Consider the following 14,084-nt stretch of genomic DNA (forward strand, 5'->3'; position numbering starts at 1 on the left):
GCCTCAGGCGGCGATCTTCGCGGTGAGGCGCCGCGATCGCAGGGCCAGGACGATCATGACCGCCGGGAGCAGGACGTCGGTGACGAGCACTCCGCCGGTGTTGCCGGGGGCGTGGTCACCGTTGGCGAACCATTGGTAGACGTGGCCGATCGCGGCTCCCCAGAGGAACATCCCGCCGGCGATGCCGATGGTGAGGCGTTCGCGCGCGGAGGCCGAGGCGGCCCGGAAGCCCAGGACGGCCAGCGCGAGGTTGGCGAAGGCGATCTCGAACATGAACGGCGTCCGCTCGAAGCCGATCGCCGTGGCCATGACGTCCGGGAAGGCGAGGAAGGCGACCGTCATCCACAGGCTGCCGCAGCCGAAGGCGCCGATGGCCCACCAGCGCTGCCAGATTTCGAGCCGCTCCTGAGACGACGTCGCGTGGCGGGCGCGGAGGAAGGCTCCGGCGGCGGGCACGACGACCCAGACCAGGGGGAAGGCGGATTGGGTGAAGTAGTTCATGCCTTCAGTCTTACCTAGTTAATATTAACCCGTCAACACTGATGATAGGGTGGCTCCGTGGACGACGGACTCGCGGACCTGCTGCACCGGGTGGTCATGCTGATGGGCGAAGCCGCCCGTCGGCGCGCCGACGACCCAGACGGTTTGACGTACAGCCAGATACGGCTTCTGGGCACGCTCGAGGAGATCGAGCCGGCGACGCAGCACCGGCTCGCCCAGGCGCTGTCGGTCTCCGACCCGGCGATCAGCCGGGCCCTGCGGCGACTCGAAGCGGACGGTCTGGTGCGGATCACCGTCGATCCCGAGCACGCGCGCCGACGGCTGGTCCGGCTCACCGATCCCGGCCGGAAAGCCTTCCACGCCGCGGGAAAGCCGCTTTACGACGAGTTGCGCGAAGGGCTCATCGCGGCGGGCTTTCCGTACGAGCGCTATCTCCAGGACACCGTCCGGCTGGCCGAAATCCTCGCGGCCGACTGAGCCTTACCGGGCTTTTTCCAGCACCAGCGGGGTTTCCGCGGCCGGCAGGACGCGTGCTTTCGCCTTCACCCGAGACAGCATGACCGCGCACACGATCGCGAAGAGGAGCGGCACCGTGGCCGCCACGACGATGTCCCGCGTCGCCAGCGCCTGCCCGATGAGGACGCCCGCGATCCCCGGCCCGACGATGGAACCGAGCCGTCCCAGCGCGGCCGCCCAGCCCACGCCGGTGGTCCGGGGGCCGGGCGGATAGGTCGCGACCGCGAGGGCCAGCTGGCCGAGCTGCGCCGACACCACGCCGACCCCCGCACCGGCGAGGCACAGGAGCAACGCGGTGTCGCCGAGGGACGCCTTCGCGGCGATGATCATGAACACCCCGCCGATGGCGGGCATCAGGATCATCGCGCGGGCGATCCCCAGGCGTCCGGCGAGCGGCAGCAACGCCAGGCCGCCGATGATGCCGCCGAGGGTGAGGAACGCGAGACCGAGCGGAGCCTTGGACGGGCTGAAGCCGTATCCGGTGAGCAAGGTGGGGATCCACGAGATCAGGACGTAGGAGGTGATGAAGACGAGGAAGGAGAAGGCCCAGATCAGCGTGGTGGGCAGGCGCAGGCCCGGGTCGAAGAGCCTGCCGATCTTCGCGTCGCTCTTGTCGCCGACGGTCGCCGTGACCGCGGTCCCCTCGGCGGGCAGCAGCCACGCCAGCACGGCGGCGAAGAGCAGCGGGACGATCCCCGCGACGTAGAAGACGCCGTCGCTGCCCACGAGGTTCAGCAGGCGCCCGCCGAGAAGCCCGCCGAGTCCGGCGCCCGCCCCGAGACCGAGGGCCACCGCAATGGATACCTGCTCCCGGCGGTTCTCGGCGCTGTGTTTCGTGGCCAGGCCGACGGCCGCGGGCACCACCACGCCGAGCCCGATCCCGGTGACCAGGCGGGTCGCCGAAAGCAGCGCGATCGACTCCAGGGGCAGGGTGGCCGCCGTCGCGATGGTGGCCACCCCGAAGAGCACGACGGCCCCGATCACCAGCCGCCGTCCCGGTATCCGCGCGCCGAGGTATCCCGCCGACAGGTAACCGAACACCACGCCGATGTTGGTCAGCACGACGGCGAGGGTGAACGCGGCAGGCGTGACCGCCCATTCGGCGGCCATCGTGGGGATCGCGAGCGAAAGCGCGGCGGTGTCGAAGCCGTCCAGGAGAATCGCCAGGAAACAGAGGACGACGACCGTCCAGTGCACGGAGCCTGCCCGGGTGGCGCTCATGAAGTTCTCCTGTTCTGGCCGTGGCGAGTGGCTTTCGCGACACCCCTCGCTGGAACTCGTGCCCGGCCGGGACGAAAGCATTCGCGGCGGGTGTCCACAGTGGTCATCACGCGGCGACCTGTCGTCCAGCATAGGGAAAGCCCGGCACAGACTGGGGAATCGACGGCGGAGAAGGCAGTTCAGGAGAACGCGCCGCCGGATCGGGCATCCGGCGAGTAGGTTCGCCTTGTGGGGTCTGTACTGGAATCGGTGCGCCGCGTGGTGATCGTCGCCTTCGACGGCGCGCAGATACTCGATGTCGCCTGTCCCAGCGGGGCGTTGGAGATCGCGAACTCGCACGGTGCCGCGCCGCCGTATTCCGTCGAGCTGGCCACCGTTCATGGGCGCACGACGCGGAGTTCGTCGGGGATCCTGCTCGCCGGTGTGCGGCGGCTGGCCGAGGTGTCGGGGCGGATGGACACGATGCTGGTGGTCGGAGGCGCGGGAACGGAGGCGGCCGCCAGGGACGAGCGATTGCTGACGCAGGTGCGGCGGCTGGCCGAACGGAGCCGGCGGGTCGCTTCGGTGTGCACGGGGACGTTCGTGCTGGCGGCCGCCGGGTTGCTCGACCACCGGCGGGTCACCACGCACTGGGGATACAGCGAACAGCTCGCCGCGACTTTTCCCGCCGTGACAGTGGATCCCGCCCCGCTCTACATCCGCGACGGGAACGTCATCACCTCGGCCGGGGTCATCAGCGCGCTGGATCTCACGCTCGCGCTGATCGAGGACGACCACGGTCCGACGCTGGCCCGCGAAGTCGCCCGTGAACTGGTGACCTATCTGCACCGCCCGGCCGACCAGGCGCAGATCAGCACGTTCCTGGCCGCTCCGCCGCCGGGCAACCGGGTCGTGCTGGATCTGCTGGGCTACATCTCCGCGCATCTCACCGAGGATCTGAGCCCGCCGGCGCTGGCGGCGCGGGCCGGGGTCACCACCCGGCACCTCACCCGCCTGTTCACCGCCGAGCTGGGCAGCACCCCGGCGCGGACCGTGCGCACGGCGCGGACCGAGGCGGCGGCCCAGCTGGTGCGGTCCACCGCGTTGCCGCTCGCCGCTGTCGCGCGGCAATGCGGGTTCGCCTCGGCGGAAACCCTGCGCACGGCGTTCCGCCACCACTACGGGCTGTCCGGGGACAAGCTTCGCAGGATGCCGGACATGCCACGCCCGATCGTCCCCTGACCGCTCCAGGATTCGCGGCATGAACGATGCGAAGACCACGCGCAGGACAGTGCTGGCGGGAGCCGCGGCGGCCGCGGCGTTCGGTCTCGGCACCGGCACGGCCCAGGCGGAGAGCTCAGGATCGAAGATCGGCATCCTGCTCTACGACGGCTTCAGCCTGCTGGATCCGACCGGCCCCGCCGAGGTGTTGTCCCGGCTTCCCGGTGCGACGGTGACGATGATCGCCGAGCGCCGCGGCCCGGTGCGCACCGACACCCGGGACGTCGCGGTGATGGCGGAACGTTCGGTGGCCGAGGTGAACCGCCTGGACGTGCTGCTGGTCCCGGGCGCGGGCAACCGCGGCACGGTCGCCGCCATGGAGAACCAGGTCCTGCTCGACTGGATCCGGCGCGTCCACCGGCACACGGCCTGGACCACGTCGGTGTGCACGGGATCCTTGATCCTCGGCGCGGCGGGGCTGCTCCGCGACCGGGCCACCACGTACTGGGCGTCGGCGGACTACCTGGAGAAGACCTTCGGCGTGCGCTACGTGGCCGAGCGGTACGTCCAGGTCGGCAAGGTCGTCACCGCGGCGGGGGTGTCCGCCGGGATCGACCTCGCGTTCCATCTCGCGTCCCTGCTGGCCGGAGAGCGGATCGCCCGCGGTATCCAGCTCGCCGTCGAATACGACCCGCGGCCGCCGTTCGACTCGGGCGACGCCGCGAAGGCGAGCCCGGAACTCAAGGCACTCGCGCTGAAACTGCTCGCCGAGTCGCAGGAATAGCTGAACGGCCGTCGACAGCTCGGGGCGTCCCGGCGAAGAATGGGAACTTCGACGGAGTACGTGTCATCGAAATGTGCCGAGGAATCGCGAAGGGACATCCTTGACGTGAAAACGCTCCGCAATTTTGCGATTATCGTAGCCTTGTTCGCGTTGTTCCTGCCGATCTCCGCGTCCGCCCAGGGGCAGGCCGAGTCGGGACTGCAGGAAATCCAGTCTGTCAACGGAGATCGGGCCGTGCGGGGGGCGGCGGGAATCGGCGCCGGCGTCTACGCCAAGTTCAACCTGCTCTCGCTCTTCCAATGCCCGTACACCAATTGCAACCAGGGGTGGGTCAACGACGGGCTACCGTTGCCCGCCGACGACGTGGCGGCGATCTGCCAGTTCCCGGGATGGAAGAGTCCGCGGGGGAACAACTGGGTGCTTCTGCTCAGCCACCAGAACAATCACGTGGGTTTCGCGGATATCGGTGACGTCGTCGCACAGAACGGGACGTTCACTCCGCCCGCGTGCTGAGGTCGGCCCCGGGAAGTGTCCGCCGGACGGCGAGGACGACGGTGTCGTCGGCGTGCAGGACGACGTCGTGCATCCGGACGGCCAGTTCCCGGGGAAGCTCGCCGATGGGAAGGGCGGCGTGCGCGGGGGCGAGGTCCAGGAGCCGGTCCTGTCCTTCGAGGTAGTCCTTGCGGCTTTCGACGAGGCCGTCGGTGTAGAGGAGCAGGGTGTCGCCGGGGTCGAGGGTGTGGTGGCGGAGTTCGGGGCTGCCGGGGTCGGGGAAGCCGATCCCGCGGCCGACGACCGGGGCGCGCAGCAACCGCGCCTGACCGTCCACAGTGGCCAGTACGGGAGCGGGATGGCTGCCGTTGGCGAGGGTCAGTTCGCCGGTAGCGGGGTCGATCCTGGCGAGGATCACGGTCGCCATGAGATCGGGTTCGATGGTGGCGAGGGTGCGCGCGGTATGGGCGATGAGATCGCGGAAGGGATGGCCCTCCAGCGCGAGGGTGCGGATCGCGTGGGTGACGGTGAGGGCGTGGCGGGTCGAGGTGACCCCGTGCCCGACGGCGTCGACGAGGGTGATGTGCAGGTGGCCGCCGGGAAGGACGAACCAGTCGTAGAGGTCGCCGCCGGTGGGGGAGTCCTGGTCGGTCGGCGAGTAGTGGACGGCCAGTTCGAGCCCCGGCACGGCGGGCGGGCCTGGCCGTAGCGCGTCTTCGAGTTCGCGGAAGATGACGGAGTGCGCGCGGCGGAGTTGTTCGTCGCGCTGTTCGAGTTCGATGTACATGGCCAGCACGCCGCTGTTGGTTTCGGCGAGTTCGTGTTTGAGCTCCCGTTGTTCCTGGGCGAGCGCGTCGGCGCGGGCGATGAGCGCGAGGGTCTCCTCGTCCGTGGCCCGGTCGTCGGCGGCCGGGACGGGATGCCGGGCGGTTCCCGTGGGGAGGTGCCAGGTGAGGCTCGTGTCGTCTTCGGCGTCGGGCAGCAGCGGGAGCGTGTTGCGCCGTGGCCGTTCGACCGGGCGGGGGAGCCGGACGGTGACGGCCAGCAGGCCGTCGGCGGTGCTGCTTTCGAGCGTCACTTCCGTGCCGGTGTCGAAGGCGGGTTCGGCGAGCAGGGTCGCGGCCATGACGAGCCGGGCGCGGTCTTCGACGGGGACGCCGGCTTCGGCGCAGACGGTACGGAGGCGGCGGCGGAGCCGGGCGAGGTGTGGGTGCATCAGCCGAGCTGGTCCGGGTGCAGGGCGATCATGGCGGCGTCGTCGCGGGGGTTGCGATGACGGTGGGCGAGAAGGGCGGCGAGGAGCAGCGCGTTCGCCGGCTGCGTGGCGCTCGCCGGTGCGCGCCAGGTGTGGTCGACGCCGTCGGTGTGCAGCACGACGAGGTCGCCGGCGGTGAGCGCGGCGTGCCGGACCTGCGCGGCGGGCAGGGCGTAGCCGACGACGCCGGGGATGCTGAGCAGCAAGCGCGATCGGCCGTCCCCGCTGAGCGTCGTGCCGCTGATGTTGCCGACGCCGCAGAATTCGAGCCCGCCGGAGGCGATCCGGGCGAGCGCGACGGCGGCGCCCCGCGTCGTGCGCAGGGCGCGGTGCATGGTCGCCAGCTGATGGGGGAACGGGCGATCGGGGTTCTGGCGGAACACGCGGATCGCCGTGTCGGCGGCTTCGGCGGCTTCGGGCCCGTGGCCGAGGCCGTCGACGACGACCGCGGCCCAGCCCCCGGACAGTTCGGCGAGGGCGACGGCGTCGCCACAGTGGTCTTCCCCGTCGCGGGGGAGGCAGAAATGCCCGACCGCGGCGGCGGGCCCGGCCGGTGTCCCGGGGACGAGGACCCTGGCCGCGGCGAGCGTGCCGGACCGGGGCGCCGAGCGGATCCGGAAGACGGTGGCCATCCTGCCGACCGCGCCGAGGCCCGTGCCGAGCGTGCCGGTGGTGGTGTTGCCGTCGACGAGCCAATGCCCGACGTCGGCCATCCCCGGGCCGTCGTCGGCCGCCAGGACGTCGATGCCGAGCCCGATCGCGGGGCGCTGCACGACGATCGAACCGTTGATCGCGTGCCGGTCGAGGTTCCCCGCCAGCTCCGAGGTCACGACGGCGGCGCGTTCGGTGAGCACCGAGGGCAGCCCGCCCGCCCGTCCGGTTTCGCGGGCGGTCCGTGCTGCGGCGTAGACGGCGCTGGCGTGGTCGACGCGCAGGTGGCGCGAGGGCGGGGGGACCACGATGCCGGTCATGGTTTCCAGCGCGTGATCGTGATGGTCGTGCCCCGGCCGGGAGCGGTGTCGATGGTGAATTCGTCGACGAGGCGGCGGGTCCCGCCGAGGCCGTGGCCGAGTCCGGCGCCGGTGCTGAAACCGTCGGTCATCGCCTGGGCGACGTCGGCGATGCCGGGCCCGTCGTCCCGGACCCGCAGCCGCAGCCCGAGCCTGCCGCGGTCGTCGCGGAGCATGGTGATCGTCATGGATCCGCCGCCACCGTGGATGTAGGCGTTGCGGACCAGTTCGCTGGCGGCGGTGACGATCTTGGTCTGGTCGACGATGGAGAACCCCGCGGCGACCGCGCTGGACCGCACGGCGTGCCGGGCGGTGAGCAGATCCTCTTCGGCGCGGACGGCGTGTTCGAGGGGCGGGACGTCGCGTCCGGGGTCGGTGAGTTCGTCAGGGAGCATGAGGCGCCTCGGCGGGACGGCGCCAGCCCAGCAGTTCCATCGCCTGTTCCGCGTTGAGCGCGGTCCGGACGCCGGTGAGCTGGAGCCCGAGTTCGGACAGCGTGATCGCGACCGCGGGGCGCATCCCGGCGACGATCATCGTGGCGCCGAGCAGGCGCCCGGTGTCGGCGAGCTGCATCAGGACCCGGGCGACGAACGAGTCGATGATCTCCAGCCGGGAGATGTCGATGATGACGCCGCGGATGTCTTCGTCGGCGATACGGGCGGTGAGCTCTTCGGTGAACCGCAGGGCGGTCTTGTCGTCCAGGTCGCTGAGGAGACCGGTGAGCAGGATGTCGCCGAGCCTGAGGATCGGCAATCCCGCCTGGGCGCTCACACCGTCACCGTGCTCGCGTGCGTGCTGTCGCCGATGAGCCGCATCGCGGTGGCGAGCGCGTCGGCGAGGGAACCGCGGGTGACGATATGCGACAGGTCGATACCCAGCTGGGTGATGGTCTGCGCGATCGACGGGCGGATGCCGCTGACGACGCATTCCGCGCCCATCAGCCGGACCGCGCTGACGGTCTGCAGCAGGTGCTGGGCGACCGCGGTGTCGACGGTCGGCACGCCGGTGATGTCGATGATCGCGACCCGGGCTTCGTGGGTCTGGATCGCCTCGAGGAGGTTGTTCATCACGACCTGCGTGCGGGCGCTGTCGAGGGTGCCGATCAGCGGCACCGCCAGCACGTGCCGCCACAACCGCACGACCGGGGTGGACAGTTCGAGCATCTGGTCGTGCTGCTGGCGGATGATCTGCTCCCGCCCGGTGACGTAGACCGCGAAGGTCAGCACGCCCGCGCTGTCGAGCAGTTCGCTGACCAGCAGCGCCGCCCGGTAGCGCAGGCCGGCGTCCTCCGTGTGCCGCTCGACGGCGGCCAGCATCATGCGTTTGAGCGACAAGATCGCCAGGGCGGTGGCCGACGGCTCGGCGCCCGCGCGGGCCCGGCGCTGCGAAAGGGAGATCAGCGCGTCACGGACCGCGCCGTCCCGCGCCACGATCCGGTCCGCGGGCAGTGCCGTGCCCAGCGCGGCTCGCAGGGCTTCGAGCAGTTCGGCGGCCTCGCGGCGGAGATCCTGCTCGGGGTGCGCCGCGGCGGGCGGTTCGAGCTGACGGCGGACCCAGTCGTCCACCAGCGTGGTGTGGTCGTCGTCGAGGGTCTGCGTCAGCAGCTCCCGAACGGGGGCATCATCCGTCCCCAGCACCGTGTCCTCCTGCGGTTTGGGGCGCGCTCTGCTGTACGCCGGTGAACTGTTGTCATATAACAACAGTCGAGGGTACTCCCGCAACAGCGGGGTCTCACGGCGACCCGCCGCCGACCTCGTCCACGGCGCCGGCGGCGTGGTATTCCCGCAGTCCGGCGGCCAGCGCGGCCCTTCCGGCGGGGGTCATCTTCTCCAGGACCGCCTGGATGTTCTCCCGTCGCCGGGCGCGGAGCTCCCGGAGGTAGGCGCGGCCGCGTTCGCTCAACCGCAGCGTGAGCTCGCGGCGGCTGCGGGTGCTCGGCAGGCGTTCGAGGAAACCGACCGCTTCGAGGCGGTCGCAGAGCCTGCTCACCAGCGGCGGGGTGGAGCCGAGCAACTCGGCGAGGGTGCGCAGGTTCAGCCCGTCGTGGTGGTCCAGGGCGATCACCGCGCGCAGCTGGGCGGTGGACAGCGGCCGCGGGGAGACGTCCTGCACCCGCTCGACCACGAGTTCGACGAGGCCGGGCAGGTCGAACACCGCAGCCGTCCCGTCCGGGGTTGGCTGCTCGCGGGACCGATCCACGGTGTCCACTCTGGCATCCTTATGCTCGTCTCTGCAGCACAGCTCACGCGAATCGCCGTAGACCGGCACGCCGGAGCGGCGCAGACTCAAGAGATTCGACGTGTGCCTGCCCGGTGCGCGATCCGGGCGAGCGGGAGGCGGGGCGTTGGACAGATCCCTGGCGGTGGAGCGGCTTTTGCGGGACGTCCCGCCTCACGACCTGCCCGCCGCACTGCGCTCGGCGCTGTCCGAGCACTTCGGGGCGCGGGCGGTCGAGCTGCTGATGGCCGATTACGCTCTCACCGAGTTGTGCCAGGTGAGCACGCTGCCCTACACGTCGGACCCGATCCCGGTCGAGGGCACGGTGCCGGGGGCGGCCTTCGTCGCGCAGGCCGCCACGTTCGACCACGACGGCGCGAGCGTGACCGGGTACCTGCCGGTCAGCGTCCGCGGTGACCGGCTCGGAATCCTCGCGGTGACCCTGCCCGAGGAGCCGGAACCGCCGGTGTGGGCCGAACTCGAACGGTTCGCCGAAGCGCTGGCGCACGAACTGTTCGTCGCCGACCGCGACACCGACCTCTACATCCAGGCCCGGCGTTCTTCGCGGCTGACGCTGGCCGCGGAGATGCAATGGCAGCTCCTGCCCGGCCGGGCCTGCACCCGCGCCGAATTCGCCCTGGGCGGCCAGCTCGAACCCGCGTACGCGATCTACGGTGACTGCTTCGACTGGTCGGCCTCCGCCCACAAACTCGCCGTCACGCTCATCAACGGCATGGGGGAGGGCAGCGAAGCCGCGCTGCTGACCAATCTCGCCGTCAACGCCCTGCGCAACGCCCGCCGCGCCGGAGTCGCCCTCGACGCCCAGGCCGAGCTCGCCGACCAGGCGCTCTACGCGCACTATCGTGGCGCGCAGCACGTCTCGGCGTTGCTGCTGGAGTTCGACCTCGCCACCGGAATGGCCGACGTCGTCGACGCGGGATCGCCGCGCTTGTGGCGGCTGCGGGACGGCAAGGCCGAGCAGGTCCACTTCGACGAACAGTTGCCGCTCGGCACGTTCGAGGACACCCTCTACACCGCCCAGCGATTCCAGGCCCTCGACGGCGACCGGTTCGTGTTCGTCAGCGACGGCGTCTACGACGCGGCCGGGCCGCACGGTGATCGCTATGGGGAACACGAACTCGCCGAGGCGGTCGTCGCGACCGCCGACCTGCCCGCCGCCCATGTCCCGGGCTCCGTGCTGCGGGAACTGTCCACCCGCCGCCACGGCGAGCAGGCCGAGGACGACGCGATGGTGGTGTGCCTCGACTGGTTCGGGCCGACTCCGCGTTCGGGCCCGGAGCCCGGCCCCGCGGTCTCGGTGGGGCCGCGTTAGACGGTCCGGTCGCCATGGTCGTGAGTGGCGTTTCGGGTTAGAACCCGAAACGCCACTCACGACCATGGCGCGCGCGGAATTGCAGGGCACAGGCTAGGCGGTTCCGGTCAGGATGCGGTGTTCCGCCGGAGCGCGGCAGGCCGCCACACCATGTCCACCCGCGTGCCGTGCGCACCGGTGTCGATGGTCATCTGGTCGGTGAGCTCGTCGATCAGGTTCAGGCCACGACCACCGGACGCGGGCTTGTCCGTCCGTGTCCGGGACGCGGGGATGCCGTCCCCGGTGTCGGTCACCGTGACCGTGATCGCGTCGCCCGCCCAGTCGGCGTAAAGCCGGACCCAGCCTCGCCCGCCGGGGTAGGCGTGCACCGCCGTGTTGGCCAGCGCCTCGTACGTGGCGATGGTGATGTCGTACTTGCTGTTCGCGTCGATGGGCAACGGGTCCAGCCAGTCCCTCAGCTTCCGTCGGAGCAGGGCCACCTCGCCGGCCATTGCCGGGACGAGCTCCTCGAAGGCCGACTTCACGGCCGGGTCGATCGGTGCGCCGATGACGGCGTCGGCCTTCGGATCGGCCGCGTCGGCGTCACTCGTCTCCGTGCTCGGATCCGGAGTATGTCGATACACGATCTACTCCTTCCTGTTCGCCCGCGTCCCCCATGGCCACCGGCGTCATGGCACTGGATATCCACGATGTCCCTTTCCTACCCGTGACGGTTTCGTCCCGCGACCGAACACACGTGATCAGCGGCGTAACTCACGTGATTGAAGGCGTAACTCACGTGATCAGAGGCGTAACTCGCCCATCTCGAGTCATCCGGCCCCAATCACGCGAGATACGTCTCCAAGCACGCGAGATACGCCTCCAATCACGCGTGATCCGGCTTCGTGCACAACTGGCGGGCTAGCTTGTAGCGCTACCTAGATAGGACTGCTACATTGCCCGGCGTGGATCAGGACCGGCGCGGCCAGTGGTTGAAGGGCGTGCTGGCGCCGTGCGTGCTGGCGCTGGTCGCCGAGCGCGAGTCCTACGGCTACGAGCTGGCCCAGTCGCTCGACGCCGCCGGGCTGGGGCCCATCCAGGGCGGCACGCTGTATCCGGTGCTGCTGCGGTTGCAGCGGTTCGGCCTGGTCACCGCGAGCTGGCGGGACGGGCCGGCCGGGCCCGCGCGCAAGTACTACCGGATCACCGCGGAAGGCCGGGAAACACTGCGGCACGCCACCTCCGACTGGCAGGAGTTCTCCGCCGGGGTGGCCTCGATCTTGCGGGAGGGAAGATGAACCACGACGGATGGCTTTCCGCGCTGACGCACGAACTGCGCCGCCGGGGCGTCGGCGGGGACGCGGCGCGGCAGGTGGTCGCGGAGGCTGCCGTGCATCTGCGGGAGAGCGGCGGAGATCCGGTGCGGGTCTTCGGGCCGCCCGCCGCGTACGCCTCGGCCGTGGCCGAAAGCGTGGGACGTCCCCGGCGTCGTCCTGGCGAAGTGTTGCTGGAAGCCAGGGGTATCACGAAGAAATACGGCAGGCGGACCGTGCTGGACGGCGTCGACCTCGTGGTGCGCTCGGGCGAGATCGCCGCGGTGATCGGGGCGAACGGCTGCGGCAAGAGCACGTTCCTGAGCATCTGCGCCGGGATCACCGGCCCGGACAGGGGCGAGGTCCGCGTGCGCGGCTCGCTCGGCTACTGCCCGCAGGACGGCGGCACCGCGGACTTCCTCGACGCGGGTGAGCACTTCATCCTGATCGGCGCCGGGCGCGGGATGACCCGCCAGGAGTCGGCACGGATCGGTGCCGCCCGCGCCGCGGCACTGGACTGGACGCCCGGACGCGGCACGCAGGCCCGGCACCTTTCCGGTGGGACCAGGCAGAAACTGAACCTCGTGCTGGCCGGGCTCGGTGAACCGGACGTGCTCCTGCTCGACGAGCCCTACCAGGGTTTCGACAAGGGCACGTACCTCGACTTCTGGCACCAGGTCTGGCGATGGCGCGAGGCGGGCAAGGCGATCGTGGTGGTGACCCACCTGCTGAACCAGCTGGACCGCGTCGACACGGTGCTCGAACTCTCCCCCGCCAGGAAGGCTGTCGCGTGAAGAAGATCCTGACGGTCGCCGAGATGTCGCTGCGCGAACTGCTGCGGCGCCGGTCGGTCCTGCTGATCCTCCTGCTGCTGCCGCTGGTGTTCTACCTGAGCAGGCGCGGTGACCACCTAGGACAGTCGATCCGGTTCGTCTGCCTCGGCCTCGGCTGGGCGCTGAGCACCGCCGCGCTGTTCGCCGGCAGCGCGAGCCGCGCCATGGAACCCCGGCTGCGGCTTTCGGGCTACCGCTCCCGCGACCTGTACCTAGGTCGCTTGAGTGCACTGTGGACGGTCGGATTCCTGTTGTCCGCCCCGTACTTCGTGCTGATCCTCGTCGATCAGCACGACGTCCGGTACGGCTCGGTCGCCGTGGTCATGGTGTTGACGGTCGCCGTGTCGGCGCCGTTCGGGCTCCTGCTCAGCGCGGTGCTGCCCAGGGAACTCGAAGGCACGCTCGTCCTGCTGGCGGTCGTCGGCCTCCAGATGATGGCCGATCCGTCGAGCCTGATCGCGCGGCTGCTGCCGTTCTGGTCCAGCCGCGAGATCGGCACCTACGCCATCGACCACACGGACATCGGCTACCTGACCAGGGGTGTCGCGCACGGCGTGGCGGCGTTCGTGCTCCTGCTCGGCGCGGTCGCCGTCGTGTCCGGCTTCCGCTTGCGGCGCCGTTCACACCTCACGTTCGTCTAGGCCGTGTCCTGTAAGTCTGTTCGATGGGCTTCGTGATCCAGGTGGTTCCTGACGGTGCGGGCGGGTCGGCCTCGTACCGGGTCGTACTCGGCCGAGCCCGCCCGTGCCGTCAGGGAGCGCCTGGGCGCGGAGACCGCGAACATGACTTGCAGGACACGGCCTAGCCGGCTGATATGTTGCGGCCCATGTCAGAGTCCAACTCCACTGAGGACGGCCAAGGCGCCGCTCCACCGGGCCGGACCGGCAAACGCATCGCCGGCGGCATCTTCCTGATCCTCGCTTCGATCGCCCTGTTCTACACGGCGGTCGACGCGCTCGCCGATCCGAGCGGCGTGGTCTCCCGTTCCTCGAAGTCGGCGCGCAGCCCGGACACCGATGCCGAGGCGCAGTTCGGCGGCTTCATCCTCCTGATGTTCGGGATCACGGTGCTGGGCTTCGGCATCGGGATGATCGTTTCCAAGGGGCCTCTCTTCGCGAAGAGAAAGGACTGATCCTCAGCCGCCGTCCCCGACCTTGGACGGATGCGCCGCCAGCGGCGTGACCGCGATGTCCATGTACGGGAACAACGGCAGCCCGGACAGCAGCGTGTGCAGCTCGTCGTGGTCGGCGACGTCGAGGATCGAGAAGTTCGCGTACTCGCCCGCGATCCGCCACAGCTGCGGCCACTTTCCTGCACGCTGAAGCCGTTGGCTGTACGCCTTTTCACGGGTGATGAGGTCGGCCCGTTCCGCCGCGTCGAGATCGGGCGGCAGGCGGACGTCCATGCGCACGTGGTAGAGCAACGTCACT

The 14,084-nt window shown here is 70.4% G+C and carries 19 protein-coding genes; 9 read left to right on the plus strand and 10 right to left on the minus strand.

The genetic code is table 11. From position 1 onward, the window contains the following. Nucleotides 1-3: 3 nt before the first annotated feature. Nucleotides 4-501 carry a DUF6790 family protein gene (locus NQK81_RS39825; RefSeq protein WP_257485602.1) on the minus strand — a complete coding sequence of 166 codons (498 nt, stop codon included), beginning with the start codon at nt 499-501 and terminating at the stop codon, nt 4-6. 57 nt (nt 502-558) lie between these two features. On the opposite strand from NQK81_RS39825, the gene NQK81_RS39830 reads away from it, so the two are divergent. Next, a complete protein-coding gene (locus NQK81_RS39830; protein WP_257485603.1) occupies nt 559-978 on the plus strand; it encodes a MarR family winged helix-turn-helix transcriptional regulator in 420 nt (139 codons plus the stop codon). A gap of 3 nt (nt 979-981) precedes the next feature. On the opposite strand, the gene NQK81_RS39835 is transcribed toward NQK81_RS39830, so the two are convergent. Further along, nucleotides 982-2,238 (minus strand): MFS transporter, encoded by a 1,257-nt coding sequence (locus tag NQK81_RS39835; protein WP_257485604.1) that lies wholly within the window; start codon nt 2,236-2,238, stop codon nt 982-984. 258 nt (nt 2,239-2,496) lie between these two features. Between NQK81_RS39835 and NQK81_RS39840 the strand changes: the two genes are divergently transcribed. The 3 genes from NQK81_RS39840 to NQK81_RS39850 all read left to right on the plus strand — a co-directional run bounded on the left by NQK81_RS39840 (nt 2,497) and on the right by NQK81_RS39850 (nt 4,735). Further along, nucleotides 2,497-3,459, plus strand: a complete 963-nt coding sequence (locus NQK81_RS39840; protein WP_257489936.1) for a GlxA family transcriptional regulator — start codon at nt 2,497-2,499, stop codon at nt 3,457-3,459. Between the two features lie 19 nt (nt 3,460-3,478). Further along, nucleotides 3,479-4,222 (plus strand): DJ-1/PfpI family protein, encoded by a 744-nt coding sequence (locus NQK81_RS39845; RefSeq protein WP_257485605.1) that lies wholly within the window; start codon nt 3,479-3,481, stop codon nt 4,220-4,222. A gap of 105 nt (nt 4,223-4,327) precedes the next feature. Then, nucleotides 4,328-4,735 carry a hypothetical protein gene (locus tag NQK81_RS39850; RefSeq protein ID WP_257485606.1) on the plus strand — a complete coding sequence of 136 codons (408 nt, stop codon included), beginning with the start codon at nt 4,328-4,330 and terminating at the stop codon, nt 4,733-4,735. On the opposite strand, the gene NQK81_RS39855 is transcribed toward NQK81_RS39850, so the two are convergent. From NQK81_RS39855 to NQK81_RS39880, 6 genes are all read right to left on the minus strand, one after another. Continuing rightward, the gene (locus NQK81_RS39855; RefSeq protein ID WP_257485607.1) at nt 4,716-5,930 is read right to left on the minus strand and encodes a PP2C family protein-serine/threonine phosphatase; all 1,215 of its coding nucleotides are present in this window, start codon (nt 5,928-5,930) and stop codon (nt 4,716-4,718) included. The genes NQK81_RS39850 and NQK81_RS39855 overlap by 20 nt on opposite strands. Further along, nucleotides 5,930-6,940: a SpoIIE family protein phosphatase gene (locus tag NQK81_RS39860; RefSeq protein WP_257485608.1), complete on the minus strand. Its 1,011-nt coding sequence runs from the start codon at nt 6,938-6,940 to the stop codon at nt 5,930-5,932. Before NQK81_RS39860 ends, NQK81_RS39855 begins: the two co-directional genes overlap by 1 nt. Further along, entirely contained in the window at nt 6,937-7,374 is a 438-nt protein-coding gene (locus tag NQK81_RS39865; RefSeq protein ID WP_257485609.1) for an anti-sigma regulatory factor, read from the minus strand. The genes NQK81_RS39860 and NQK81_RS39865 overlap by 4 nt, the downstream gene beginning before the upstream one ends. Further along, nucleotides 7,364-7,750, minus strand: coding sequence for an STAS domain-containing protein (locus NQK81_RS39870; protein WP_126735943.1), 387 nt, complete (start codon nt 7,748-7,750; stop codon nt 7,364-7,366). The genes NQK81_RS39865 and NQK81_RS39870 overlap by 11 nt, the downstream gene beginning before the upstream one ends. Further along, nucleotides 7,747-8,616, minus strand: a complete 870-nt coding sequence (locus NQK81_RS39875; protein WP_126735944.1) for an STAS domain-containing protein — start codon at nt 8,614-8,616, stop codon at nt 7,747-7,749. Before NQK81_RS39875 ends, NQK81_RS39870 begins: the two co-directional genes overlap by 4 nt. 94 nt (nt 8,617-8,710) lie before the next feature. Beyond that, nucleotides 8,711-9,187, minus strand: coding sequence for a MarR family transcriptional regulator (locus tag NQK81_RS39880; RefSeq protein ID WP_257485610.1), 477 nt, complete (start codon nt 9,185-9,187; stop codon nt 8,711-8,713). A gap of 136 nt (nt 9,188-9,323) precedes the next feature. Between NQK81_RS39880 and NQK81_RS39885 the strand changes: the two genes are divergently transcribed. After that, nucleotides 9,324-10,529, plus strand: a complete 1,206-nt coding sequence (locus NQK81_RS39885; protein WP_257485611.1) for a PP2C family protein-serine/threonine phosphatase — start codon at nt 9,324-9,326, stop codon at nt 10,527-10,529. Between the two features lie 107 nt (nt 10,530-10,636). Here the strand turns inward: NQK81_RS39885 and NQK81_RS39890 are convergent, their stop codons facing one another. Further along, on the minus strand, nt 10,637-11,152 hold the full coding sequence (locus NQK81_RS39890; protein WP_257485612.1) for an ATP-binding protein: 516 nt from the start codon (nt 11,150-11,152) through the stop codon (nt 10,637-10,639). Between the two features lie 321 nt (nt 11,153-11,473). Between NQK81_RS39890 and NQK81_RS39895 the strand changes: the two genes are divergently transcribed. The 4 genes from NQK81_RS39895 (at nt 11,474) to NQK81_RS39910 (ending at nt 13,786) form a co-directional block, all read left to right on the plus strand. Continuing rightward, nucleotides 11,474-11,806, plus strand: coding sequence for a PadR family transcriptional regulator (locus tag NQK81_RS39895; RefSeq protein WP_257485613.1), 333 nt, complete (start codon nt 11,474-11,476; stop codon nt 11,804-11,806). After that, entirely contained in the window at nt 11,803-12,615 is an 813-nt protein-coding gene (locus NQK81_RS39900) for an ATP-binding cassette domain-containing protein (RefSeq protein ID WP_257485614.1), read from the plus strand. The genes NQK81_RS39895 and NQK81_RS39900 overlap by 4 nt, the downstream gene beginning before the upstream one ends. Then, nucleotides 12,612-13,295: an ABC transporter permease gene (locus tag NQK81_RS39905; protein WP_257485615.1), complete on the plus strand. Its 684-nt coding sequence runs from the start codon at nt 12,612-12,614 to the stop codon at nt 13,293-13,295. Before NQK81_RS39900 ends, NQK81_RS39905 begins: the two co-directional genes overlap by 4 nt. Nucleotides 13,296-13,480: 185 nt before the next feature. Continuing rightward, nucleotides 13,481-13,786: a hypothetical protein gene (locus NQK81_RS39910; protein ID WP_257485616.1), complete on the plus strand. Its 306-nt coding sequence runs from the start codon at nt 13,481-13,483 to the stop codon at nt 13,784-13,786. Nucleotides 13,787-13,789: 3 nt separating this feature from the next. Here the strand turns inward: NQK81_RS39910 and catC are convergent, their stop codons facing one another. Then, on the minus strand, nt 13,790-14,077 hold the full coding sequence (gene catC, locus NQK81_RS39915) for a muconolactone Delta-isomerase (RefSeq protein ID WP_126735953.1): 288 nt from the start codon (nt 14,075-14,077) through the stop codon (nt 13,790-13,792). Nucleotides 14,078-14,084: the final 7 nt, after the last annotated feature.

This window comes from Amycolatopsis roodepoortensis (genome assembly GCF_024628825.1).
GTDB classification, from domain to species: Bacteria; Actinomycetota; Actinomycetes; order Mycobacteriales; family Pseudonocardiaceae; genus Amycolatopsis; species Amycolatopsis roodepoortensis.

Coding starts and splice junctions, on each gene's coding strand:
- NQK81_RS39845 (WP_257485605.1), top strand. CDS start 3,479: ATGAACGATGCGAAGACCACGCGCAGGACAGTGCTGGCGGGAGCCGCG.
- NQK81_RS39860 (WP_257485608.1), bottom strand. CDS start 6,940: ATGACCGGCATCGTGGTCCCCCCGCCCTCGCGCCACCTGCGCGTCGAC.
- NQK81_RS39910 (WP_257485616.1), top strand. CDS start 13,481: ATGTCAGAGTCCAACTCCACTGAGGACGGCCAAGGCGCCGCTCCACCG.
- NQK81_RS39900 (WP_257485614.1), top strand. CDS start 11,803: ATGAACCACGACGGATGGCTTTCCGCGCTGACGCACGAACTGCGCCGC.
- NQK81_RS39825 (WP_257485602.1), bottom strand. CDS start 501: ATGAACTACTTCACCCAATCCGCCTTCCCCCTGGTCTGGGTCGTCGTG.
- NQK81_RS39865 (WP_257485609.1), bottom strand. CDS start 7,374: ATGCTCCCTGACGAACTCACCGACCCCGGACGCGACGTCCCGCCCCTC.
- NQK81_RS39855 (WP_257485607.1), bottom strand. CDS start 5,930: ATGCACCCACACCTCGCCCGGCTCCGCCGCCGCCTCCGTACCGTCTGC.
- NQK81_RS39835 (WP_257485604.1), bottom strand. CDS start 2,238: ATGAGCGCCACCCGGGCAGGCTCCGTGCACTGGACGGTCGTCGTCCTC.